The sequence below is a fragment of the Mycoplasma paraquilae genome (assembly GCF_048284415.1).
In the GTDB taxonomy this organism is placed as follows: Bacteria; Bacillota_I; Bacilli_A; order Mycoplasmatales; family Metamycoplasmataceae; genus Mycoplasmopsis.
In genome coordinates this window covers 14,249-40,409 of sequence record NZ_JBLVZU010000007.1, presented here as the reverse complement: position 1 = coordinate 40,409, position 26,161 = coordinate 14,249, and the positions used below count along the sequence as shown (strand labels likewise).

General features: G+C 29.8%; 14 protein-coding genes and 1 pseudogene. 12 read left to right on the top strand and 3 right to left on the bottom strand.

The window, feature by feature from the left end; translation table 4 throughout:
• From ACNQ12_RS03465 to atpC, 10 genes and pseudogenes are all read left to right on the top strand, one after another.
• Window positions 1–2,659 (top strand): hypothetical protein (locus ACNQ12_RS03465; protein ID WP_418037297.1); only part of this gene is annotated, 2,659 nt, incomplete at its 5' end.
• Between the two features lie 229 nt (window positions 2,660–2,888).
• Window positions 2,889–3,350, top strand: coding sequence for a hypothetical protein (locus tag ACNQ12_RS03460; protein WP_416754893.1), 462 nt, complete (start codon window positions 2,889–2,891; stop codon window positions 3,348–3,350).
• 17 nt (window positions 3,351–3,367) lie between these two features.
• On the top strand, window positions 3,368–4,138 hold the full coding sequence (locus tag ACNQ12_RS03455; protein ID WP_416754894.1) for a F0F1 ATP synthase subunit A: 771 nt from the start codon (window positions 3,368–3,370) through the stop codon (window positions 4,136–4,138).
• 17 nt (window positions 4,139–4,155) lie between these two features.
• The gene (gene atpE, locus ACNQ12_RS03450; protein WP_416754895.1) at window positions 4,156–4,470 is read left to right on the top strand and encodes an ATP synthase F0 subunit C; all 315 of its coding nucleotides are present in this window, start codon (window positions 4,156–4,158) and stop codon (window positions 4,468–4,470) included.
• Window positions 4,471–4,483: 13 nt separating this feature from the next.
• Window positions 4,484–5,080 (top strand): F0F1 ATP synthase subunit B, encoded by a 597-nt coding sequence (atpF, locus tag ACNQ12_RS03445; protein WP_416754897.1) that lies wholly within the window; start codon window positions 4,484–4,486, stop codon window positions 5,078–5,080.
• Window positions 5,081–5,084: 4 nt separating this feature from the next.
• The gene (gene atpH / locus ACNQ12_RS03440) at window positions 5,085–5,639 is read left to right on the top strand and encodes an ATP synthase F1 subunit delta (protein ID WP_416754899.1); all 555 of its coding nucleotides are present in this window, start codon (window positions 5,085–5,087) and stop codon (window positions 5,637–5,639) included.
• A gap of 3 nt (window positions 5,640–5,642) precedes the next feature.
• Window positions 5,643–7,235, top strand: coding sequence for a F0F1 ATP synthase subunit alpha (gene atpA, locus ACNQ12_RS03435; protein ID WP_418019175.1), 1,593 nt, complete (start codon window positions 5,643–5,645; stop codon window positions 7,233–7,235).
• Window positions 7,235–8,098 carry an ATP synthase F1 subunit gamma gene (gene atpG, locus ACNQ12_RS03430; protein ID WP_416754902.1) on the top strand — a complete coding sequence of 288 codons (864 nt, stop codon included), beginning with the start codon at window positions 7,235–7,237 and terminating at the stop codon, window positions 8,096–8,098. Before atpA ends, atpG begins: the two co-directional genes overlap by 1 nt.
• Window positions 8,099–8,115: 17 nt before the next feature.
• A pseudogene (gene atpD / locus ACNQ12_RS03425) lies at window positions 8,116–9,501 on the top strand (F0F1 ATP synthase subunit beta); the annotation flags it as partial.
• A 98-nt stretch (window positions 9,502–9,599) separates the two neighbouring features.
• Window positions 9,600–10,025, top strand: a complete 426-nt coding sequence (gene atpC / locus ACNQ12_RS03420; protein ID WP_416754903.1) for an ATP synthase F1 subunit epsilon — start codon at window positions 9,600–9,602, stop codon at window positions 10,023–10,025.
• Window positions 10,026–10,095: 70 nt separating this feature from the next.
• Here the strand turns inward: atpC and ACNQ12_RS03415 are convergent, their stop codons facing one another.
• From ACNQ12_RS03415 to ACNQ12_RS03405, 3 genes are all read right to left on the bottom strand, one after another.
• Entirely contained in the window at window positions 10,096–21,099 is an 11,004-nt protein-coding gene (locus ACNQ12_RS03415) for an SGNH/GDSL hydrolase family protein (protein ID WP_418037295.1), read from the bottom strand.
• Window positions 21,100–21,288: 189 nt separating this feature from the next.
• Window positions 21,289–22,545 (bottom strand): hypothetical protein, encoded by a 1,257-nt coding sequence (locus tag ACNQ12_RS03410; protein ID WP_418019428.1) that lies wholly within the window; start codon window positions 22,543–22,545, stop codon window positions 21,289–21,291.
• Between the two features lie 2 nt (window positions 22,546–22,547).
• Window positions 22,548–22,967 carry a S1 domain-containing protein gene (locus tag ACNQ12_RS03405; RefSeq protein ID WP_416754908.1) on the bottom strand — a complete coding sequence of 140 codons (420 nt, stop codon included), beginning with the start codon at window positions 22,965–22,967 and terminating at the stop codon, window positions 22,548–22,550.
• 341 nt (window positions 22,968–23,308) lie between these two features.
• On the opposite strand from ACNQ12_RS03405, the gene ACNQ12_RS03400 reads away from it, so the two are divergent.
• On the top strand, window positions 23,309–24,646 hold the full coding sequence (locus ACNQ12_RS03400; protein ID WP_416754910.1) for an MAG3090 family protein: 1,338 nt from the start codon (window positions 23,309–23,311) through the stop codon (window positions 24,644–24,646).
• Between the two features lie 129 nt (window positions 24,647–24,775).
• Window positions 24,776–26,149: a glycine--tRNA ligase gene (locus ACNQ12_RS03395; RefSeq protein WP_416754912.1), complete on the top strand. Its 1,374-nt coding sequence runs from the start codon at window positions 24,776–24,778 to the stop codon at window positions 26,147–26,149.
• Window positions 26,150–26,161: the final 12 nt, after the last annotated feature.

The window sequence follows — 26,161 nt, the reverse complement described above, 5'->3', positions numbered from 1 at the left end:
CGAAGGAAAAGACGAAGGAAAAGACGAAGGAAAAGACGAAGGAAAAGACGAAGGAGAGAGCACTTCTAAGAAAGACAATGACCCTCAATCAGTAAATAAAGATACTGAGTCCGGTGAAGGAAACAAAACCCAGATTGCTTCAGAAGCTTCTCTTTTACAAGCAGCTAAAGAAGCGAACCTTTTTCATTTAAATACATCTAAATTTGATTCATTTTCAAGAATTGTAAATCCAGCAACATTAAATCCAACTAGCAGTTCATTTAATTATGGCACAGTCCCATTGGTTCATAAATCTGACAATGAGATAACTAAAGAAGATTTAAAAGATATGTTTAATTATATTGTTGCAAGTAACAATATTTATGAATATGATTTTGGTGATCGAAAGATTAATACTAATTTGCTAGCTTATGCTTATAGTGAATGATTTTATGAAAATTGAAAATACTTTCCATATTATTCAGTTTCAAATGTTAGCTTAAAATTTAAAATTAGTCAAGATAAGCAGTATGCATTAAAGATTTATCGTCCATTAATAGCTTTTGACTGACAGGGACAATCTACATACAAAGAAAGTTTCAATAATTTTATTAAAAATGGAATAGCACTTATTAAACCTGGTATGAAAGATTATGATAAAGCTTTTGTGCTTTGAAAATACACATCATCATATTTAAAATATGTACTGAAAGATGTTTTGATAAGTATTGAAAATGCTGTATTAACTCAATCAGGGGTATGTGCTAATTATGCTCATTTATATTCATTGCTCCTTAATATTGTTGGTGTAACAGCAATGCCAATTGTAACTGGGGAAGGATTTGTTGATCCTAGATATCATAATGAATCGCATGAAGTTGCTTATATCAAGTTACAAATGCCAGGTACAAGCCAACCTATGTGATATTTATCTGATGCTACCTGAGCAAAAGCATCTAGATTAATTTATCAAAAGACTCCAATTGCTTATTCGCCTCAAAATGATATTTCGTATCATGAATTTCTTTTACCAATAGGAAAAAGCTACAATGAACCCTTAAATCAAGCACAATTTAGTAATGGTGAATTCTTTTCACTGCCTTGGCCTGATTTATTTAATAAGAAAAATGATAATGTTAAATATGCTGTAGGACCATATGAATATCAGATAAATGAAGATAAACATGAAGTTTTATCTCCGGTATTCAAAAATGGATATATGTATAATTATATTTTACAACGTGCAGCAGGGGATATAATTGACAATCGTTCTGCTTATGAGTTTTATAATGGAAAATTTTATGCTTTACGTTCTGTAAAACGTAAAGATGGATTATATAAAATGCTTATTTCTCAAGATTTAAATTCTAATATCCCAAGTGAAGTTGATTTTTATAATGTTACCGATGATGCAACTGCAGTTGCTGAAATCCAAGCTTCAATGAATAATGCAACAATTGAACGAACTGATAATTTATTTGGTTCATATAAAGATAAATTTATCTTCGTGGCCAATAATTTTAAGTCTAAATATAGTACTACCCAAAAAGCCTTTTACTTAGTTGTAAACAATGATAATAAAAAGTTTATTAAAATTACAATTCCTAATATCAACAATTATTACATTACTAACTTTTATGCCAATGAAGAAGGAATATTCTACAGTTTAAACTTTTCAACTCAATATCATAAACTAGAAATGACTGATGAGCAAAAAGCTTTTTATCAAACCTCATTTAATCCAGAACAAATTAAACAAGATTTTATTAATTTTGCTAAATTACAACAAGTGGATATTAACTCATATGTTATTGGTGCTTTACCTGGACAAATTAGTATTTCAGATAAAATAGAATTTAATAATTTGATTGAATATTGCATTCAAAATATTGACAAGGTTGATTTAACTATTGCTAAAAATTTAATTATAAAATTAGCCAACCAATATAAAGAAAAAGCCAATAATATAAATAATCTTATGTGGAATAGTAAACAAAACACCGTTATTAATAAACCTAAGGATTCATTTGAACAATATGGCATAACAATGAGTCCAATTGTTTACCAAAATTTAGAGCAAATTGCACATGCTAAAAATTCTTTAGTTTATGTTTCGATTATGGGAAGTATGACTAAAGAAGGGCAATATAATGAATTAGCTAAAAATATCCCAATTGCAAATTTAAAAATTACAAAAGATATCATTAAAGATGGTGTTCAGTTTTTAAAATTTAGATATTACTATAATTTAAACGATTCAAACTATTTTGAAACTGAGCCTATATTCCTAAATTTTGCTGCACAACAATATGACGATTCACTTGCAATTTATTTCAATAATACTTACCAAACTTCAAATTATAGTAATAAGCTTGGTTGGGAAAAAAGCCCAGTAACATTACAATTAATAAACTATAAAAAAGATCCAAATTATGAGCTTTACTTTATATCCAAAAACAAGGAAATTAAAAAACTTTCAACAGATCAAAACGAATTAGTGTTAGGTACAATCAATCAAGATAATGCTGGTTTATATTTCTTTGTTAAAAAGCAAATAATTAATGATAAAGAATATAAACAATATTCCAATTTCTTTTATGCATTATCTTCTTCTGATATATATGATCCAGCAGCCAATGCTTTATTTATCGAATTGCTAAAGATTGCTAAAAACCTTTAAAATTAGTTCTATCTACTTTGCTAGATAGACTTTTTTATGCCAAAAGTCCTTAATTTATAGGCGAAAGAAATGTGGAACAATGTGGAACAGGAATTTATTTAAGGCTATTTAGCAAGTTTTAGCAAGGCAAAATTGCGCTTTAGCAAATGCCTTAAAAACTTATAAATAGAATATTTATAAAAAAATAAAAAAAATGTTTATGAGTTTAAAAAAGTATTAAAATACAAATATGCAATTCGTAAGAAAAATACTTAAAAATAGGAAATTTACACAACTATACGATATTTTCTTTACGGTAATTTTTTTATTAATTATTTTAGTTATGTTGTGTTTAATTCCTGTTAATTATGGATTATTTTTCGGATATGCATTAGGTGCTCTATTAATGTATGTCTTTTTTAAATTAAATTGAATAATTTCTTATTTTGTTTTAAGAAATAAGAAATTTAAATTGTATGCACTTTTTATTTTGAAAACAACATTATATTTTGCAATAGTTGCTTTAATCATTTATTTAATGATTACAATTAACTGTTCACATTTAGAACATCTAGAACCTAAAATAAACAAACCTTACACCTTATTACAAATGGTTGATCGTCCAATTAACTTATTTGCATTTTTAGGTGGTCTGCTCACAAGCTTTGTTGCAATCATTCTTGCACAGATTACAATAAGCTTGCAAAAATAAAAGGAAGGAGGCTTGTTATGAAAATGGACTTTATGGCTTGAAACCAGCCACAACTACTTTCTCTAGTGGTTACTGTTGTTGTTATTTTAATAATAAGCATAATTGTCTATGTAAAAGTTAGTCGTGTTAAAGAAGATCAAGCACCTAAGGGTGTTGCTCAGATTGCTGAAGCATATGTTTGCTTAATTGACAATACATTTGATGACACTACAGGTGGAGATAAGATTCAAAAATCACGCTTATACATTTTTACATTGGCTACATTTATTCTTGTTGGTAACCTAACAGCTATGATTGGTCTTGAACCGATAGTAACATCATACTCAATTCCATTTACTTTAGCTTTAATGAGCTGACTTGGAATTTTTATAGTTGGTGCTATATATCAAAAAGTAAGATACTTAAAGAGTTTTATAAATCCATTAGATTTACCAGGAAAAGTTTCGCCTCTTATTTCCTTAAGTTTCCGTATTTATGGGAATGTTATAGGTGGAACTACAGTTATTTTCTTAGTTTACTCACTATTTGGATATTTCTGAACCTTAATTCCTGGGATAGGAGCTGGCAACCATGAGTGATACTTTTTAGCTTTACTTGTATCACCTGCATTACACTTCTATTTCGACTTGTTTGGTTCAACCTTACAAGCATATATCTTTACACTACTAACTGCAGTTTACTGAGTTGTAGAAGCTTCTGGAGAAGAAGGAAGCAAGAAAGATAAAAAGGCTAAAGAAACATTAAGTGAAAAAGCTGAGGAATGAACTTCTCTACAAGCTATATACTAAAATAAAAGGAGAATAACATGATTGAAACAGTTACAAAATTATTAGATACAGCTACTCAAAGCACTCAAACTGAACCAGTTAAAGAAGCTGTTACTTCAGGTAGTGCATTAACAACTGGACTAGCTGCACTTGGAGCTGGACTTGCTGCAATTGGTGTTCTTGGAACAGGAATTGGACAAGGTTACGCTGCTGGTAAAGCTGCAGAAGCTGTTGGTAGAAATCCAGAAGCTGAATCTAAAATTCGTCTTATGTTAATTATCGGTGCTGGGATTGCTGAAACTGCTGCTATTTATGCTTTCATCGTTGCTTTATTATTACTATTCTTAAAATAGTAAGTAGACTACAATGATTAATACTATTACAAATGTTGTATCAGTTGCTGCTAGAAACTATTCACAAATAGATACACCACACGCAGCAAAAGATGGGATTACTGAAAAATTCGCAAATTTAATTCCAAGTGTCCCAATGATGATTGCAACAATACTTGCCTTTGCTATTGTTTTCGCTATTTTAACTTGATTATTATATAAACCAGTTAAGAAAATGATGAAAAGAAGAGCTGACTTTATTCAAGGTAACATTGATGATTCTATCAAAGAAAAAGAATTAAGTCAAAAAGCTAAACTTGAAGCTAACAACAAACTTCAAGAAGCACATAAGCAAGCTGATATTATAATAACTAAAGCAAAAATAAAAGCTAGCGAAGTATCACATTCATATACTGAAAAAGCTAAGGCAGAATCAAAACGTTTACTTGAAGAAACATCTCAAGATATCGCTTCACAAAAACGCGAATTTGATTCAAATGCCAAAAAATACATTGTGACAGTTGCCACAGACTTAGCAGAAAAGATTCTAAAGAGAGAAATTACTCCCGAAACGCAAACCGAAATTATTGATAAGTTTTTAAATTCTAATAAATCCCCTGAGGAACTTTAATTAGATGTATGTAAAAAGAAATGTCTCAGCTTATGCTGTGGCCATATACGATTTAGTTAAAGAACAAGATAAATTTAAGGAAATTCAACCTCAATTTGAAGCTGTTAAAGAAGTCTTTGTAACAAATCCAAAATTTGCTGCATATTTAGGAAATGACTTAATTGCTGAAGAAGAAAGATTTAAGACTATTGATTTAGCCTTTAAAGATTTTGATGTTATTATTCGCAATACTTTAAAAGTTATTGTTCAAAGAAGAATGACTTCTTACATTATTAAAATTATTGTTGAATACTTAAAATTATCAAATAACGAATTAAAAATTCGGTTCGCTATCGTCCGTTCTGCTTTTCCACTTTCAGAAGCACAACTTGATGCAATTAGACAAAAAGTTCAAAGTGTAACGCGGAGAACAGTTGTACTAAAAAATGAAGTTGATCCTAACTTGATTAGTGGAATCCAAATCATTTCAAAAACAGAAGTTTTAGAAATGAACTTATTACATGATTTAACAAAAATCAAGAATGAAATTATCAAAAAAGAAAATGAAAAGGAGGTGTAATAAATGGCTATTAGATTAGATGACATATCTGCAATTATCAAAGATCGTATCGAAAACATGGGTAAAACTGCAGATAGATCAGAAATTGGTCAAGTTATCTCAATTGGTGATGGTATCGCTGTTGTTTCAGGACTTAACAAAGTTCGTAATAGTGAAATCGTTGAATTCCAAAATGGTGTTTACGGTTTAGCTCTTAACCTTGAAGAAGAAACAGTTGGGGTTGCACTATTTGGTAACGCTAACTCAGTATCTGAAGGTTATACAGTAAAAAGAACTGGAAAAGTTATTTCTGTTAACGTTGGTGATGCATTACTTGGACGTGTGGTTAACGCACTTGGACAACCAATTGATGGTAAAGGTCCAATTGCTAATACAGTAACTAGTGAAATCTTTAAAGTTGCACCTGGTGTTATGACTCGTGAAGAAGTTAACCAACCTCTTGAAACAGGTATCATTGCAATTGATACTATGATTCCAATTGGTAAGGGACAACGTGAATTAATCATCGGTGATAGACAAACTGGTAAAACTGCAATTGCAATTGACACAATTATTAATCAAAAAGATAAAAATGTTAAATGTGTTTATGTTGCGGTTGGACAAAAGAATTCAACAGTTGCTCAAATTGTAAACAAATTAAATGAGTTCGGTGCTTTAGAATATACAACTATTGTTGTAGCTGGAGCTAGTGAACTTGCACCTCAACAATATATTGCTCCATATACAGGAGTAACTATTGCTGAATATTGAATGTCTCGTGGAGAAGACGTTTTAATAGTGTATGATGACTTATCAAAACATGCTATTGCATATAGAACACTTTCACTACTTCTTCGTCGTCCACCTGGACGTGAAGCTTACCCTGGAGACGTTTTCTACCTACACTCTCAATTACTTGAACGTGCAGCTAGATTAAACAAAGCTAACGGTGGTGGTTCAATTACTGCCCTTCCAATTATTGAAACACAACAAGGTGATATTTCTGCTTATATCCCTACAAACGTTATTTCTATTACAGATGGTCAAATTTTTACTAAGGAAGCATTATTTAACTCAGGTCAAAGACCTGCTGTAGATATTGGTTTCTCAGTTTCTCGTGTTGGATCAGCTGTTCAAATTAAAGCTATGAAGCAAGTTGTTGGTTCATTAAAACTTGAGCTTGCACAATACAATGAAATGCAAGCTTTTGCTCAATTTGGTTCAGATTTAGATGATTCAACTAAGACCATTCTAGAACACGGGGCAAAAGTTTATGAATTATTAAAACAAGAACAATACTTCGCTATTTCTCAACCTGCACAAGCTATCATTTTAGTTGGGGTTAAAGAAAGAATTATTAACCCACTTCCTGCTGAATACATCCACGATTACCGTGACAATGTACTTGCTTACTTAAGAAATGATTCAGAAGGAATTAAGCTATATGCTGATATTGTAAATACAGGAAAAATTAGTGAAGAAAACTACAAACTTATTGAACAAGCATTAATTAAGATAGTTAAAGATATTATTGTAGGTATCCCTAACTACGATCCAAAAATGTACAAAGCATTTCCAAGTAAATATCTAGTTGAAGAAACTAAAGAAGTTAAATAATGGCTAACTTAAATAGTTTAAAAAATAGAATTTCAGTTGTTACAAATACACGTAAAATAACAAATGCTATGCAACTTGTTTCGACTGCTAAATTAAGAAGAATTAGAAATGAATTTGCTAGTGTTGATGCTTACTTAAATTCATTAAAAGACACTTTTGATGAATTAATCTCACATGTTGAACCTAGAGACTTCTTTAACATTTTCCCAGAAAATAAAGAAGTAAAATCTGACTTACATATTGTTATGACTTCTGACCTAGGTCTTTGTGGTTCTTATAACCACAACATTATTAAGTTACTTAAAACTAAAATTAAACCTGAAGACAAAATTATTGTAATTGGTTTAAAAGGTTACTCAATGATTCAATCTATGGGAGCAGGTGAACAAATCGTGCTAAAATACACCGAAATTGGTGAATCAGTATCTTATGAAATTGGGACATTGATTGCTAAGAAAGCATTAGATTTATATCGCAATAAGAAAATTGCTAATGTTTTCTTCTACTACACAGAATTTATTAACAACATATTACAAGAAGCTGTAGTTTTAAAGCTTTTCCCATTTGATATTCCTGATAAAAAGGAAACTAAAACTCAACAAGCTAATGCTACTATAGAATTCGAACCAAACTCAGAAGTGGTACTTAAAAACTCAATTCCACTTTACCTAGCAAGTATGGTATTTGGACTTGGAACAAGTTCAAAAATTTCTGAAATGGCTTCACGTAGAAATGCTATGGAAAATGCTACAAAGAACGCTGACGATTTAATCAAAGACCTAAGATTACAATACAACCGTAAGCGTCAAAGTAATATTACTCAAGAAATTAATGAGATCGTAGCTGGTGCAGATGCTACATAATAAAAAGGAGGATAATTATGGTTAAAAACGAAGGTACAATAGTACAAATTCTAGGACCTGTTGTCGATGTTAGATTCGATGAAGGTAAATTACCTCACTTACTTAATGCTTTAACTTTAGAATACGAAGGACAAAAATTCACATTTGAAGTTGCACAACACATTGGGGACGATACTGCCAGAACTATTTCAATGGTATCAACTAATGGGCTTCAAAGAGGAATGAAAGTAGTTGATACAGGTGCTCCAATTGAAGTACCTGTTGGAAATGAAGTGCTTGGAAGAATGTTTGATGTGCTTGGAGATCCGATTGATAATATGGAGTTTCCAAAAAATGTTGAAAAAGCTCCAATTCATGCTCCTTCTCCATCATATGAAGAACAAAAAACATCTTCTGAAATCTTAGAAACCGGAATTAAAGTTATTGACCTTTTAATCCCATATGCTAAGGGAGGAAAGATTGGTTTATTTGGTGGAGCTGGAGTTGGTAAAACAGTTCTTGTTCAAGAATTGATTAATAACATTGCTACAGAACACAATGGTCTTTCTGTTTTCGCTGGAGTTGGTGAAAGAACTCGTGAAGGAAATGACCTTTACCACGAAATGAAAGCAGCCGGAGTTCTTGACAAGACAGCTTTAGTCTTTGGTCAAATGAACGAACCACCTGGGGCACGTATGCGGGTAGCTCTTACAGGGCTAACAATGGCTGAATATTTCAGAGACAAACAAAACCAAGATGTGCTTTTATTCATTGACAACATCTTTAGATTTACCCAAGCTGGATCAGAAGTTTCTGCTTTACTTGGACGTATGCCTTCAGCTGTTGGTTACCAACCAACACTTGCAACTGAAATGGGTGCACTTCAAGAAAGAATTACTTCTACACGTAGAGGATCAATTACATCTGTACAAGCTGTTTATGTGCCAGCAGATGACTTAACTGACCCAGCTCCTGCCACAACATTCACTCACTTGGATGCTAAAACAGTTCTTGATCGTAGTATTGCAGCGCTTGGTATTTACCCAGCTATTGACCCACTTAACTCTTCATCTAGATTACTAGATCCATTAATTGTTGGCCAAGAACACTACAATGTAGCACAAGAAGTTGTTGCTATTTTACAAAGATTCAAGGAACTGCAAGATATTATTGCCATCCTTGGTATGGGTGAATTATCTGAAGAAGATAAGAAAATCGTTGCAAGAGCCAGAAGAATCAGAAACTTCTTATCACAACCATTTACAGTTGCTGAAAAATTCTCAGGTATCAAGGGTCAATATGTGCCTTTAACTGAAACAATTAGAAGTTTTAAAGTTATTCTTTCAGGTGAATTGGATGATTATCCAGAAGATATCTTCAGATATGCAGGAAGCATTAATGATGTTATTGAACGTTACAACAAGCTACATAAAGAAACTAAGCTTGAAGCAGCAGAAGCAAACGAAGTAGAAGATCAAGAAATCCAAGCTGACGCCGTAAATAGCGAAGCTAATGGACTATAATGAGCGATAATAACGTACATTTAATCATTACAGTGCCAAGTGGAATTTTCTACGAAGGCAATGTAAATATTGTAACTTTGAAGACTGCTTCAGGTTACATTGGTCTTCAAGCTGGACGTACCCCACTCTTTTCAAACATTGAAATAGGTAACTTGACCATTGGATGAGACAATCATCCAGATACCATTAAATGTTATATTGGTGGTGGATTAGTTTATGCTGATGCTCATAAAATCAATATCATAACTGATGATATTATAAATGTTAAAAATATTGATGTTCAAAGAGCTCTTAAAGATAGAGATAACTTACTTCGTCAACTCGAAGAAGCCTCACACAATGATTCTATTGATAAGCTTAAACTTGAAACCAAGTTGAAAAAAGCTCTTCTCAAAATTGATGCATACAATAATTTCAATAAATAATAATGGTAGCCTTTGGGCTACTTTTATTATGCAATTAAGTCAAAATAAAACTAAGCCCGAAGGCTTAGTGTTATTTTAAAGTTTTTCCAAATGGAATTAAGTATCCACGTTTTAATGATTCAAAGTATGATTGTTGAATAGTTACTTTAGGATTACTATATTTATCCATAGCGCTTTTATCATTGAATCATCATACATATACTAATAATTGATCTGATCAATAATTACTTAGTGATGTACTTGATGAAGTGTTTCCAAATATAAATTCTCTGTTATATGAAGTGCTATTTTTGATAGCACCCATTGCTACACGCTTATCAGATGGGATTGTTTCAAATCCAGGGATTTCATTTTTCATCGCGATATAAGCATCGCCCATTCCACCTCTGTAAAAACTTTCAATTGAAATTCCTGATCAGTTTCAAAATACTCCACCAATATTACCTTTTTCTTTTACTAGTAATAATAGCATAGCTGTTAGACGATACATAGCTTTATATCCGTCGGATTTAATATATTGTACACCAGTTACATCCACATTGCCAGACATAACTTGTGACATTTGATATTTGAATAATGGGTAGTATAAGGCTTTTATTAAAGCTTTAAATTTAGCGGGCACACTAAAGATACTTACATCTACTTTAAATCCAAATTTCAATTGGTTTTGTAATCCTTCATCGCTACGTCCTTCTGTAGCACGGTCCAATTCACTGGCATTTTCGCTAGCGTTAGTGCTATTTGTAATGTTTAAGATTCCTTTGAGTACTTTGTAAATACCAGTATTATTTTCTAATGAACTTGCATCAAATAAACGATTAATTAACTTAGCATAATTTTCAGGACCAATGTTTTCTAATAATTTAGCTAAAAAGTCGTTTTTATCTAAAATCTTAGATAAGGAAATATTATTTCCATCTTCAGTGGTAATAACACTAAGGGCACCTTTTATAACTGCATTAGTTAAATCCTTCATCCGGTTAGGACTTTTTTCGAATTTAGTTTGTTTAATGAATTTATAAATACCATTTACAGCTTCATCGAGTTCTTTAGAATCAACAATAGTTTTAAATAAGCCATTAGCAACATTTTTAATTAATTCATAATCATCATGTGAATTAAGGTTAATTTGTAATGCATTAGCTAAAACATTTTGCAGGATAACGGTTACACCTTTTGAAATTATATTATCTCTATTAGATAAAATAGCTTTAAATCATTCTTTGATATTATTCTTAATTTCATCTGACTTAGGTGAGTTAAATAATTCGCTAAGCATTGAAGAATATGAGTTGTGTTCGTTATTTGTATATACATCAACTCTATCAAAGATATCTTTTAATAAGACAATTAGTAAGTTAGCTAGTGCAGGTTGTGCTACAGCTTCTACTAACATATTATTAATAGAACTTGTAATGCTTTCACGAGCTTGTGAACTTAATTCAGCTTGTTTTTCTTTTGACATTAAGGCATCTAGTAATATGTTTCCAACATTAAAGGTATGGATAAGTTCTTCAATTTTACCTTTCTTGCCATTTGCTGAACTGGTAAGTAGTTTAGTAATTAATTCTTGAGTAATCTTAACAATATCATCCTTATTATTAGCAATTAAACTTGCTTTAAGGAATTTTTTACCTGTCTTAAATTCTGTAAATTCAAGTCCATTAAAGATTACAAGTCCAACTTTTGAAATAAAGTCGTTAAATCCATTAGATGACTTAATTGTATTAATAATTGAAGCCATCATTGATTTAAACATATCTGTTTCTTCAAATAAGGTTCCTAAATTATCAACAAATAAGTTAACCATTTTATCAAGACGTTGTTTACCTTCTGTATCTGTGCTATAGTCTAATCCAGCAAAAGCAAGAGCTTTATTCACTAGTAAATGAGCAATATTTCTTGCATATTGGTTATCATTTAGGACTGATTTTAGTAAGTCAATAATTGCATTTGAAGTGGTTTCTTCATTTTCCTTAACTTTTAAGTATTTTTGGAGTCCATTAAATCAATCTGTAATTCCATCAATTTGATCTGGGTTTTCTAAATATCATTTTGAAATATTTTCAACTAAGCCAGGAATCCGATCATTATTCATTAATTGATCAATAAAGAATCTGAAGTTTAATCCTATAGTATCAAATTCTTCATCACTAATGCTTAATGTTTGTTTAATTTTTACAATTGTAGGACTATCTTTTGGAATACCATTTCAAACAATAGTTCCAATCGAAATATTTGATGTACCAAACTTTGTAACATTCTTAAAGAATGTGTAAACATCTTGCTGTAATTTCTTTTCATTAATTGCTGTAGCATTTACTTTAAGTGATTGAAGTACCTTAGCTTGGAAGTTTGAATTATTGTAAATAGTTTTTACTAAAGTTAAAAGTTTATTAGTAAAGTCACTAGTTGAAATGTTTAAACCTTTATCCTTGACTAATTCAATTAAACTATCTAATAGTTGAGGAATTAAATCTAAGTTAGCATCAAATTCACTAAGGTTATTGATTAAAACACCTAATAATGGTTCAGGGTCTGTAATCCCATCAAACAATTGAGCAAATTCCAATGAAGTGATTTGAGGAATTGGGATTGATTCAGTGCCTTTATTTTGGCTAATTAGTGGTAACTTACCACTAAATGCACTAACATCTAGGATTGTAAGTATTTTGTGTAATACTTTAGAAAGAACTTTAACAAAGTTTTCGCTCTTATTAATTTGGTAAACTCATTTTCTGATTGCTTCTACAGCTGCTTGCTTAAATTTAGGATCAGAAACAAGAGCTTGAATTAATTGAGAATATGCTTGGTCATCGGCTTCTGTGCTTTGATCACTATCTTGATAATTTGCTGGTAATTTAATTTGAGCAAATTTTGCTCAGTTTTGTTCTGATAGCACATCTTCTAGTACTACATGCAAGAATTCTTTAGCTTGTGGTAGGTTTAATACTTCTTTGATTAATTCAATAATTTCGCCTGATTTAGCATCAGCATCATCTGCTTTATTGGCAAGATTATATTTTAAATCAAATTGATCTAAATATTTGTTTAAACCTGAAACAGTAATGATTTGATAAATTACATCATCTCTTTTAGAAATATCATCATAAATAATGTCAACTAATTTAATGATTGCATCTTTATTCTTTGGTAAGTTATTTGCTTGTTCAAAGAAAGCTTGAACAAATTTATATTTCTTAAAGTTAAAGACCTTTAATAATTGACTAGATAAGTCTTTAATTGCTAGATTTATTCTTTCTTTTCAAGGCTTGTTTTCATTGTTGGCAAATTGTGTTGCTGTATTGATTAAAATATCTAAAACAGCATCCATTGATTTAGTGCTTTCAAGTCACTTAATTGTGTCAGATAATAAGTCTTGAGTTAGCTTATCACGATTTACTGTGCCTAAGTCTATATGGAATATTTTAGCAGCTGCATTAGTTGCGTCAACTACTACTTGTACAAATTGGTTTGAAGCTAATACACGATTTAAAATTGATTTTAAGCTTGCTTTAGCTTGAGTTTGGAATTGAGAATCTTTTAATACTGAAATAAATTTATTAGGATCTAATTTCAGTTCATTTCCATCTTTAAGGAAGTTAGAATTCTTAATTAAATTAAAGTAAGCTGACAATAAAGTGAAAATATCTTCATTATGACTGATTGAAATTTGTCCATCTTGTGATTTCACTTCACCAAGAATAAAGTTAATTAAGTCAGCAAAGTGTTGTTTGTTTACGTAGTCAAAAAGTTTACTATTTGCTGAAGTAATTTGTGTACTTACAATATTTTGTAACTTACCTGATTTAATTAAGGCAAATGTTACATCTTGAATAATTTCAATATAGCTCGTGTAGTGAGGTTTAATAAAGTCAAGGTTAAGAATCTTGTTTACAAAAGCTAAAGGATCCTTTTTAACTTTTTCATCAATTAAATGGGTAATTTGTTGAGGTATTAAAGCAAATTTTGCAATGACTTGGGCTGAATCTTCTTCTTGACCAGCAGTTTTTAATCCTTCAAATACAATGCTGATTGTTTCATTGATTAATTCAACTTTGTCTAATAATGGTTTAAGGTTTTGACTTAAAGCTTGAATGGTTGCGAGTTTTTCTTCAGAGTAAGAGTCAGTATCAACTCCAATTGCTTTTAGGCCTTTAATTATTGCACTTTGAGCAATATGTTGAACACTTTGATTGCTTAATAAATCATTAATAAAGTTGCTTATATCACTTCTTAATGCATCTAAGTCAACTAAAGTAACTACTTTCTTAATGATATCAGCATATGAAACAACTGAACTAAATTGTTCCATGTGCTCTATGAGATTGTTAATACCTTTTGTTATTATGCCTTGGAAGTTTGAATTTGTTAAAACAAAGACAAAGAGTTTTTCAAAGTCTTGCTTATCTACAAAAGCATAAATTTTTTCTAGTGTAGCTTGAGGAATAAGTTTAAGGATTGAATGTGTTAATTCAATAGCTTTTTTAGGCCCTTTATTCCCATAAAGTGCAATTGTCTCAGGATCGCTCAATTGGAATTCTTGACTTAAATCACCAAAAATATTTTGGAGTATACGTAAGATTTCAGGTTTATTTTCACTAAATAGTTTTGAACCTGAAATGCTTGCAAAAGTTTTGACAATTTTGCGTTCAAATTCATGGTTAGCATCATTAGTAATTTTATCCTTAAATAATGAGCTTAAAGCTGCCCCAAGGTTTAATTTGCTTAAGTCAGCACCATGTAATTTCATATAACTTATTACAGTTTCAAAAAGCAAGTCAGAAATGCCAAAGTTAGTGTCAACTATATTGTATAAGTTCAAGATGTTACTGATTAAAGTATCTAATCTGTTAGGTTCAATATCTTTAAAGATAAAGGCAACATTATCATTTTTAACTGCTTGAGTAATAATGTCTTTTAAAACATCTAGCACACCAAATTGATTAATTGCTTGAGAAATGATTTCTAACACTTGAGGCTTAATTTTAGCAATAAAAGTATTGTTACTTGCCAAAATTTTAACTAAATCGTTATAGTTATTAGCAGCGCTTAAAGCCAATTCTGAATTAGCTGTGTTTTTGACATTAGAAACAATAGTTTTAATTGTTTCATGCAAGATAGCTTTAAATTGCTTAGAAACAGCTAGTTTATTAAATAATTCATTAATTTTATCTTGGTTTGTAATATGTAGTTTTGTAGCAATTTGTTCTATTGGTAAAAACGCAACAAGTTTGCTTGCGAAAGTATCATATAAGTTATTAGCAGTCTCACTAGCAAAGACACGATCAATAAAGACATTTAGCTTATCACTGTAGGTTCAGATGTCTGAATTTAGGAGCACTTTTACAAAGTTAAAGTCGCTTAAATCAACTATTGAACTCAATTTAGGAGCAATATTAGTTACTAAGTCAATTCAAGAGTTACTGTTTGGTAATTGTTCTTTAGCTAGAGCAAATAATTTTGTTAATAAACTTGGATCTTGCTCAAGTAAAGCCACTAATGTTTTTCTAACTTCACTATAAAATTCACGTGGGAATGTGTTTTCTTTTGTAAAGACATTTTTACTAATTAGGAACTTGTTGATGAGATTTTCAAGTAAATCAGTAATAGTTTCACTATTTAAAATAAGCTTAATAAATTTAGAAAGCTCAAGCGAATGAGTAAATAAATTAGACTGTTGAACAAGTTTGTAGGTACCTGCCATTGGGTTTACTACTAACTCTCCTAAATCTTTAGCACTTAATCCAGCTTCAATAGCATCAAGTAATATCACTAAAGTATTATTATCAGCAAGTAATTTAGCCACTAAAGCCTGTAAGTGTTGAATTGTTGTATAAGGGGCAATTTTGGCTTCATTAGCTTGAAGTTGCTTATTAATAAGTTCAAGAAGTTCAGGTGAATTGATGTATTTGGTTACTAAAATTTTAGTTACTAATTTTAGATATTCATTATTTTGAGCAACAATTGGAGAAGATAAAATTTTGTTAATAAATGTGCTTGGGTCTTTTTTAAATTCTGCTGAAACAACATTTAATAGCTTTGGAGCAATTGTTTTTAGTTCACTTGTAATATCTGATGCACTTTTAGCTTGTTCTAAACTGTTAAATAGTGTATCTATAATGTTGTCATATAAATTTAACCCTTTAATTAAAGGTAAGAAGTTATTTACAACAGAAGTAATAAATTCTTTAGTTAAATTACTATTTTCTTTAAGTCCTTGAGCATAGATGTGTTCAAGTTTATTTTGAGCTACATTATCAAGTATATTTATTAAAGCTGTTTTTACTTGAGCATCTGCAAAGAAAGCATCAATAAAGTTAGTTACGTCAGTATTAATTGACTTAAAGTCAACTGCAATAAATGTTGTTTTGAGTAAATCGTTAAAGCTATTGATATTTTCGAATGAACCATAAGCAGTTAGCACATTTGATAATTGTTTAGTAAAGATAGTTTTGATATTTTGACTACTAAAAATAAATTTCACTATTGTAGTAATGTCAGCATGAGTGGCATATTTATCCACTTGAGCTTGAATATTTTGAGGTAAAAGATTATAGATTTGATTAATGAAATTATCGTCACTTGCAAATTTATTATAAATATTCGTGATAATTTGTTTTAGATAGCTAGCATGTTGCTTGAGTAAAATATCTCCAAATAAATGTAATAGTTTAATAACATTAGGCTCTAAGTTTGTTCCTGTAAATAATGCAGCAAATTCTTTAGCAATATATTTACCTAATTCAGGGTATCCTGTTACATTTCCATCATTAGCAAATTTTTCAAGTCCGCTAAATAAAATTTGAACAATATTAAGTTTATCTTGTGATTTAATTAATAAGTCATATGCTGAACTTAATAATGCTTTCAGTTGGGTATTTTGGTCATCATTTTGATGAGCAAAAATTCAGGCTGTGTTTTCATTTGTGCTTAAAACTTTAGCAGCAATCGAAATAAAAGCATTCTTTGCAATTGCAAATTCAGGAACTTGATCATATTTAGCAAATATTCTTATTGCTATGTCTTTTATTTGAGTAATAAATGTTGCATCTTTTAAGAAAATCAATCCTAATTCTTGGAAGTTAGTTGCATTTTTCAATGCTTCTTGGTTGTTAATTACACTAGTAGTAATCGCATTAGCTAGCTTGTTAAGAGAGTTAGATTTTAAAACTCTTATTATAAACTTAGTAATATCACTGGCTGTAATATTATATTGAGTTAAACTTTCTGGTAGAGAAATCTTTGCTAGTAAGTTAGTTAATAAATTAGGTTGATCACTTTGTGCAAGTTTTTGAGCCTGAGCAAAAAGAGAATTTAATAAGTCTCCATAGGTTTCCAGTTCAGTTTTATCAAGAGGAACTACTAGCAACCCTTTGAATAAGTTAAATGTACTAATTTCAATCTTATCTTTAATTAAACTAGGTAAAGTTTTGACAAAAACATTTACATCACTGGTTTGGATAGCTGATTGCAAGATTGAATTAATCAATACAACTATCTTATCTTTATTTCAAATACTATCAAGAGCATTTGAAATAAGTTTTTGAATAACCCCATCATATTTAGCTTCAAGCGTAATGTTGTTGCTTTGTGCTAAATATTTCACAAGTTTAAAGATTGTCTTAGGTGCTTTAAGGTTAAGTACAAGTTGTGGAAGAATAGGTTGAATTTCATTTTTAATCAATTCTTTAAATGTAGCATCACTAAATAATTTAACTAGTAGCTCATTAGGGTTTTTAGCTAGTTGAATATAGTCAATGTGGTCGATTGCATAATTAGCTAATGCTGGAATAAATGAGTTAACTTTCACAAGTTTAAAAATTTGATCTAGTAAAGCATTAATTTCACCTTTATCAACATATGTATCGATAGCAGCTTTATCAATTGCGTTTTGAGCTAATGAATGAATTTGATCTACTAATTTATTATTTTCATTTAGCGAAGTAAATATGTAACTAATTAGTTTCTTGATAAATTCCTTGTTTTGTGTGAATGTTTTACTTTTGACTAATTTATCAATCACAACTCAAGGATCACTTAAAGCAGTTTGTTTAAGTGAAGCCAATAATGACTGTGGCAACGCCTTCAGTTCATTGTATGGAGTGGCTGAGTTTTTAATCTTATCTAAGCATTCAAATAAAGCATCAACTAATGGATCAATGATTTGAGGATCATTTATAAAACTAAATGCTTCACTCTTAAAGTCTTTTAAAAAGTTTGAAATTTCATCATCGCTAAGGTTAGCTACTGGTTTAATCTTTTCAAATGATTTACGTAAAAGAGTGATAATTGTATCTTGAATTGAATTTTGAGTTAACAGTTCTTTATTAAGGGCTTTTAGATGAGTTTTTAATCCAGCTAAATCTTGAGTTTTTAAAACATTAGCTATTAATGTTCCAAGATCATTACTATCTTTTAAAGTGTTAAATTTATCAATTAAATTATCAAGCACACTAATTAAAATAGCATTTGAATGTTCATTAGTGATTAAAACATTAAATAATGTATTGAATCCATCTTGAGCAATAAAGCTTTTTGCACTAGCTGGTAGCATTGAATATATAGCATTACCAAGCTTGAGGTTTGGAGTTTGTTCAATTATATTATGTAACAATTGTTTAATGAAAGCTTTGTTAGACTCAATAAGATTTGAATTTACTAAAACATCAATTGCTTTGTATGGAGAAATAGTTATTTGAACATCTTCTTTTCCAAGTAAATTGTTTAATGCATTTGTAAATGCTTTATTTAAAGCAATATCAAGTTTATTAAATTCAGTGTTTTTTAATTCGATTAAGAATTGAGTTATGAAATTAGTAATAAACTGATCAGTTTTATCTCCTTTAAATTGAGTAAGGTTGTCAAGTAAACTTGAAACAAAGGCATTAGACTGTTCTTGGCTAAGATCATTATTTACGTGGTATTGATTAATTAATTTTCATACAATATCTTGTAAAGTGGTCTTAATTGTTGGATTATTTAAAATATTTCAAGCAAAAGTTGAAAGTGAGCTAGCAACTTGTTTAATATTTGCTTCATCACTTAAGAAAGCTTTAATTAATTCAGGGTAGTTATTAACAGTTTGGAATTGATCTGAATTAGAAATAAAAGTTTTTATTAAAGCATTAATAATTTGATTTAGTTGTGAAGATGAAATAATAGTTTTAATTAAACTTTCAACATCACTAGTAGCAATTTGAGCCTTATCTAAGCTTGGCTTAATTCCTTTAACAATAGTTTGGGCAATAAAGTCTTGATTCTTTTTAAATAAATTATCAATCACAGTGGTTAGAGCATCCCCTAATCCTGCTTTGTTGTGATTAATAAAGTTACTTTTAGCTAAAGCTTTAATAAGTCTAAATAAATTATCATCTGTTAGTGCACTTTTGACAAAAATGTTAGGGATATCGCTTAATTTTAAAACCCCAGCTTTATTACGCTTGGTTAATTCAGCCTGAAAATCTCCCATAATCTTTTGTAAAATCTTTTCATCAATAATTTCTTGAACAATTGATTCAAAACCATTTTTACCATTATTTTCACTATCTAAAATTAATTCAGCTAATTTTCCTTCAGGATCTAGTTGCTTGTAGAATGCACTTGAAGTGAGTGCTAAAATAGTTTCAACAGTAATATTTTTAAATGTTTGAGACATTCTAAGCAGTCTTTCTCCATAGTTATATGGAGAACGAGTTTTGTTAATTTTATCTAAAAATGGAGTACTTTTTTCTAAATAAGCCTGTGTGTTATTACCAATTACTTCAACTGGGCTTTGTTCAACTGCAATTTCATATTTTAATGTTAAAGCATCGCTCTCAATAAAGGCTTTATTAAGGTCAAAATTAGGGTCGTAATTTGCAATATTAACACTTGGGTTTGTCATTTTAAGATACATGTCAAGTGCTAATTTTTTATATCCATTTGTATTAGGGTGAATGTCAAAATAAACATCTGACAAGTCAGCTGAATGTGAACTTCAATATTTTGAATTATAAGCATTAACAATACTTACACGATTTTTATTTCCGAATTCTTGATTTAATAGTTCATCAACTTGTTTAAATGGCAAGTTAATTTGATCAAGTAACACAACTACAGGATCGATAGGAAGATTAGTTTTAATTAAACTTTGAATGAAATCATCTAGAGACTTCTTAAGACCTGACATAGGCATTGGGTAAGTTACTATGTTAATATTAGCATGTGGTGCTAATTCACTAACACGATTAATTAAAATTTTCACACGAGTTGCAACTTCAGGGATAGTTGTTTTAATTGCATCATTAACAAATTTATAAATTAACAAGTAATCAGGATTTGGCTTCTTTAACTCATTGATAATTTTCATTGGATTAGCTTGAGTTAAATGTTTAGTAAGTAAGTAGAAGAAGTCATTAGCACCAATGCTTAAGGTTACTAAGTTTGCATCTTTTAAAGCTGTGATGGTTTCTTGAGCCACTTCTTTAGCGTAGCCAGCTTTGAAATTTCCAAAGCCTCTTCTACCTGCGAATGTTTGATCTAATTTTTCTCAAGTTGGATTATCGCTGTATGGGTTTTGATAGTTAGCTCCAAGCATCATAATTCAATCAATTGCTCTAGCTCCTGAAGCAGCATAGTTTCCAAAGCTTTCGACACGGTTATTTTGATTTAAAAGTTGTGCTAAAAAGGCAGGGTATGAAGCTCCTTCTATTTGGCCATTAACCATTTCACCTGGATAATCTTGTAATAGACCACCATCAAATCCAGCAGTGATAGAATCACCTAAAGCAACAAGCTTGATTTTTTGATCAGCCTGAATAAATGCTGGAGAGACACCTCTTAATTGTGTAGCGGGTATTTCAGTCTTAGGTGCTGGGATTGGTTCGGGTTTAACTTCTGGAAGTGGATTTTTACCAGGGTCAATAGGCTTAATTGCTGGCCCGCCTGGGTTATTACCATATTTTCCACCAACAGGATCATCAGCATCAATGCTACGAGATGAACCTGGCGCCTTACATGCAACAGTTAAGGCACTAGCTCCGATAAAAGCAATTAGGCTTGCTGTTGATGTTACTAATTTATTTTTCTTCATAATTTCCCCTTTACATAGGTATTTATTTATTTATAAATAAATAGTATCATAAAAATACAATTTTATATTACTGCGGCATGGAAATGGTTTTATATACTAAGACTGCTGAATTTAAGGGATAAAAGAAAATAGAAAATAAAAAGCGCTAATACTTTTTTGGGTATTAGCGCACTAAAATCTAATATTTTTTTATTTAAATGGATCTATATCATTTATGATGCAATAGAATATTTTGGCTCAATAACAAAGAGAAATTAACTCACCTAAGGCTTCTTCACTATTGTTTTCGATCACAATTTCAATAGTATTAACATCATCATTAAAACTAGTTAAATAGTTTAAAAATACATCATAAGATTTCTCATTAAATTGGTTAATTGTATAACTCTTGAGTTGATCGATTAAGTCATCATTTTCGATGTTTGATGATAATTGATAATCAAAAAATCTTTGTTTTAATGTTCAAAATAAAATAAATTTATTACGTAGCCCAGATAATATATCTTCAGCTTGTCATGGTATATCATTAGGGAATAATACAGCTTGATTTAAGATATTTTCTTCAAGTGTAATTTTGTTAAAAGACTCTGCAAAAAAATGAACATATTTATCTAAAAATAGGTCATAAGCTATATTTAAATTGATAAACCCAGCTGGACTATTTTTTGTATCGTTCTCATTTAGATAAAGAGCCAATTTTAAAGCATTATTAAAGTAGACGTCGGGATTAAGAATATTCTTATTTGCATCAGTATAACCTGCAATAACTTTTTCAATATTTACACCTTGAGTTGCAAGTAAAATTAAACCAATTTCACTCAATAGAGCATAATCTGAATGAATATCATTTGAAACGAAAAAAGCATTTTCCCTTGGTATTGAAATATTGTCAATTGTTCTAAAAATATTCTTTCTTCCAATGAAATAAATAGATTTTTTTATTAAAAATTCACTAGATTGATAGTTAAATTTAGAAATAAAGTTTTTTACAGCAGCTTGTTGATTATCATCATATCCAAGCGAATCTAAAAAGAGTAAAGCAATATTATCTTGCTGATTTATATTTAAATAATGATTAATAATTTTAGAAACAATGTGTTCGGGTGACTGCTCATTAATAAAAACTAATTCAATCTTATTGTTTTTATGATAGTCACTTGCTCCGAATATAAATTGCAAAGCAGCGTTAATGGCAATTTGGCTTTCTTTCTTACACCAAATAATTAATGTATTAGTTTTTCTTCGATAAAGTTTATTGCAAAAATCTACAATGCGATCAATCCCATTGATTTTAAAATTTAATGCAATATCATCAAAGCCTAAAAAAGAAGAGCCTTTAAAGTTGAGCGATTTTACTTTTGCAATTATGTCACTTGCAACTTGAGTCTCTTGATTTATGGTGTTTTTTTCTTGATAATATTTAGTTTTAATTGATATTAAAGACATAATTATTCCTTAATATTTGTGGTTTCTGTTTTCAGAACTACTTTTTTATCAGCTTCAGGTTCTATATAAGATAAAGTAAATTCTCTTAAATTAGCAAAACCATTTTTCGTTTCCTTTAATTCATTTCTTCGATTCTTGCTATTACTAAAATATTGGTCACTTTTTAAAAAGTTGGGGTGATTTCTTTTAAATGATCCTATATATTGATTGGTGTTTTGATCGTACCCAATTACAACAAAGTTTACGATATCTTTTACTTGTAAAATATCATAAACTTGCATTTTGTAAAAATCAGTTACTTCATTTTTATAAATGATAAATTTACTATTATTCTTATCTTCTAGTAAAGCAAACTTGCTGCCCGTTCTTGTAACTTTTGCTGTTACAACTTGTCCTACTTTATATAATAATTTTGTTTCCATATATAGAATTATAAAACACTTTTTATTTATTAGCTAAAATTAACTTTTTAAGTTACTTGAAAAAATAAAGCATAAGAAAAAAATGTTTGTTTATATAATTCAAAAAACCACTGAATTTAGCATTTTATAACTTGCATATAGCTAAAAAAGTGTATTTTGCTTTAAAATTCCCTAATATTTTTTTATTTTTTCCACATTTTAGTTACTTTTAGTGCTATTTTACAAGGATAAACAGAAAATATGAAAATATTAGAAAAAAGGTGTTAAATGGTTATAATTTTTATATATAAAAAATAATTTAACTAGCCTAAAGGCTAATATAACTATTAGAAAGAGGAAAAATGAAACGTTTACAATGTTTATATAGACCAAATAAAGATAAAAATTATCCATGAGCTTTAAAACACCCAAAGGTAGAAAGTCCATTAGCTTTATTTAAGTCACGTAAAGATGCTATGTCATGATTCTTATCATTAGGATACGATGCTGCTACATGATTCCAAACAGATAAGAAAATTTGAGGTGGATTAGTCATTGCTGAAAAAGAATTAAGAGGCAACAAAGAAGTTATGGCCTACGAATTTAATGTTGATAAATTCGATGGTGGTTTAGAATATGATGCTACAGCTGAAGAATTAGCAATTGATACTAAAACAGGATTAAGAAATGAAAAAGAAGCAAGCAAAAACTTAAAAGCTGTTGTTGACTTTAAAATTTTAAAAGATCCTGAAACATACTTCCCGGTTGATGATGACTTCAAAATTGAAAGAAAAAAATCAGCTAAAGATATTGAAATCGAAAAATTAAACAAAAAACTAGCAGAATTATCAGCATTATTATCAGCAAAACACGTGACAGATTACGAAAAAGAGTTACAAGAACTTTACAAGAGATTACAAGACTCAGATTCAGATAAAGAACAATTACTAAAAGAAATTGAAGAATTAAGAGAAAAATCTGAAAAATTAGAAAAAGACGCAACAAAAGAAGTGATTGTTGAAAAAGAAGAAGTTGTTCTTCCAGTTGTTTCAGTAGTAGAAGATAAAATTATTGAATATGCTTATGTAAGAGATTTACCTACTGAAGAACAACTAAAAGTATTAGCAATCTATGCTAGAAAAATGCGTTCAACAGTTGCTCAATTAGATTACACAGAAACATCTGTAGAAGACGTAAAAGCTATTGAAAAGAATTTTAGAGATGTTTTAGAAGTTGCTAAAGCATTAGAAAAAGAACTTAAAGCAGAAGATTTAAAAGAATTACTTGCAGCAATTATGTATTCACTTACAAAATCAGTGCAAGAATTCGATGCAAAAATAATTGGTAAACCAGAAATAGCAAACACTGCTGAAAACTGCATTTACTCAGTATGCTCATTAAATGGAAACATCAAATTAGCACAAAAAACTTCATACGTTTTATTCAATGATAAACATGTAGGATTTGTACCAAAAGATCAATATCACTACGCTATTTTCATTGGACACGATGCTCAAAGACAACACTTCATGGTATTCCAAACACCAGCTGAAGAACAAGAAGTTGTTAAAGAAGTTGTTCCAGCAGAAAGAACTGAAAGTACAGTTAATTGATTTGCTATCTTCTTATTAGCATTGTCATACGGAATCCTAATTACACTTGTGATTTTATTAGGAATTGGAATTATTCCATCACTTTAGTTTAATTTAAAAGGCACTTTTATGTGCTTTTTTTATTTCTGAAATAAAAATGTGGAAAAAATATTTTCATTTTTCTAGAAATATGTTATTAAAAAATAATATTTTTTAATATTGTGGTAAAATAGCAATATGCTAAATAACAAAGACTCAATGCAAACAATAGTAAATCATTTAAAAAATAGTGGATTTGTATTTCAAGGTAGTGAAATATACGGTGGACTATCAAATACATGAGATTACGGACCATTAGGAGCTTTACTAAAAGACAATATATCAAACGCTTGAAAGAAAGAATTTGTTTTAAGAGAGGGAAATAACTTTTTAATTGATTCAAAAATATTAATGAATCCAAACGTTTGAGTGACTTCAGGTCACGTATCCAATTTTTCTGACCCATTAATCGAAAATAAAGTTAATGGCAAAAGATATAGAGCTGATAAATTAATTCAAGAATATGATGAAAACATTATTCCTGAAAAAATGACATTTGAAGAAATGACACAGTTTGTTAAAGATCACATCAAGGAATACGAAGGTGAAAAAACAAATTGATCAGAAATTAAAAAATTTAATTTAATGTTCGAAACATCCCAAGGGGTTATTGAAGGAGCTAAGTCGAAAGTTTATTTAAGACCTGAAACTGCTCAAGGTATTTTTGTTAACTTTAAAAATGTTCAAAGAACTATGAGAGCTAAATTACCATTTGGTATTGCTCAAGTAGGTAAAAGTTTTAGAAATGAAGTAACTCCTGGAAACTTTATTTTTAGAACTAGAGAATTCGAACAAATGGAACTTGAATTCTTTACCAAACCAGAAGAAGCAAATGATTGATTCGAATATTACATTAATAAAGCTTATAATTTTGTGCAAAAATTAGGAATCAAACAAGAAAGTATTCGTATTAGAGCTCATGAACCGGAAGAACTATCTCACTATTCAGATGCAACTAGCGATATAGAATTTAAATTCCCATTTGGTTGAGGTGAGCTTCTAGGAGTTGCTAATCGTACTAATTATGATTTAACATCTCATATGAAAGCAACAGGTGAATCACTTGATTATTTAGATCCTGAAACCAATACAAAAGTAATTCCTTATGTAATAGAGCCAAGTATTGGTCTCGATCGTTTGATGTTAGCAATTATTTCTGATGCATATTATGAAGAAATGCTTGCCGAAAATGATTCAAGAGTTGTGCTTAAATTTACATATGACCTTGCACCATATAAAGTGGCAGTTTTACCACTGGTTAAAAAACTATCTGAAACAAGCAAAGAAATTTTTGCTAGTCTTATAGACCAAGGAATTTCAGCTACATATGATGAAGCTGGTTCTATCGGAAAAAGATATCGTCGTCAAGATGCTATTGGAACATACTGATGTTTAACGGTAGACTATGACACTTTAGAAGATAATTGTGTAACATTGAGAAACAGAGACACAATGGAACAAGTTAGAGTTGAAATCTCTAAGCTAAATGAATTTTTAGCCTCACATAAATAGATAAAATTTTGG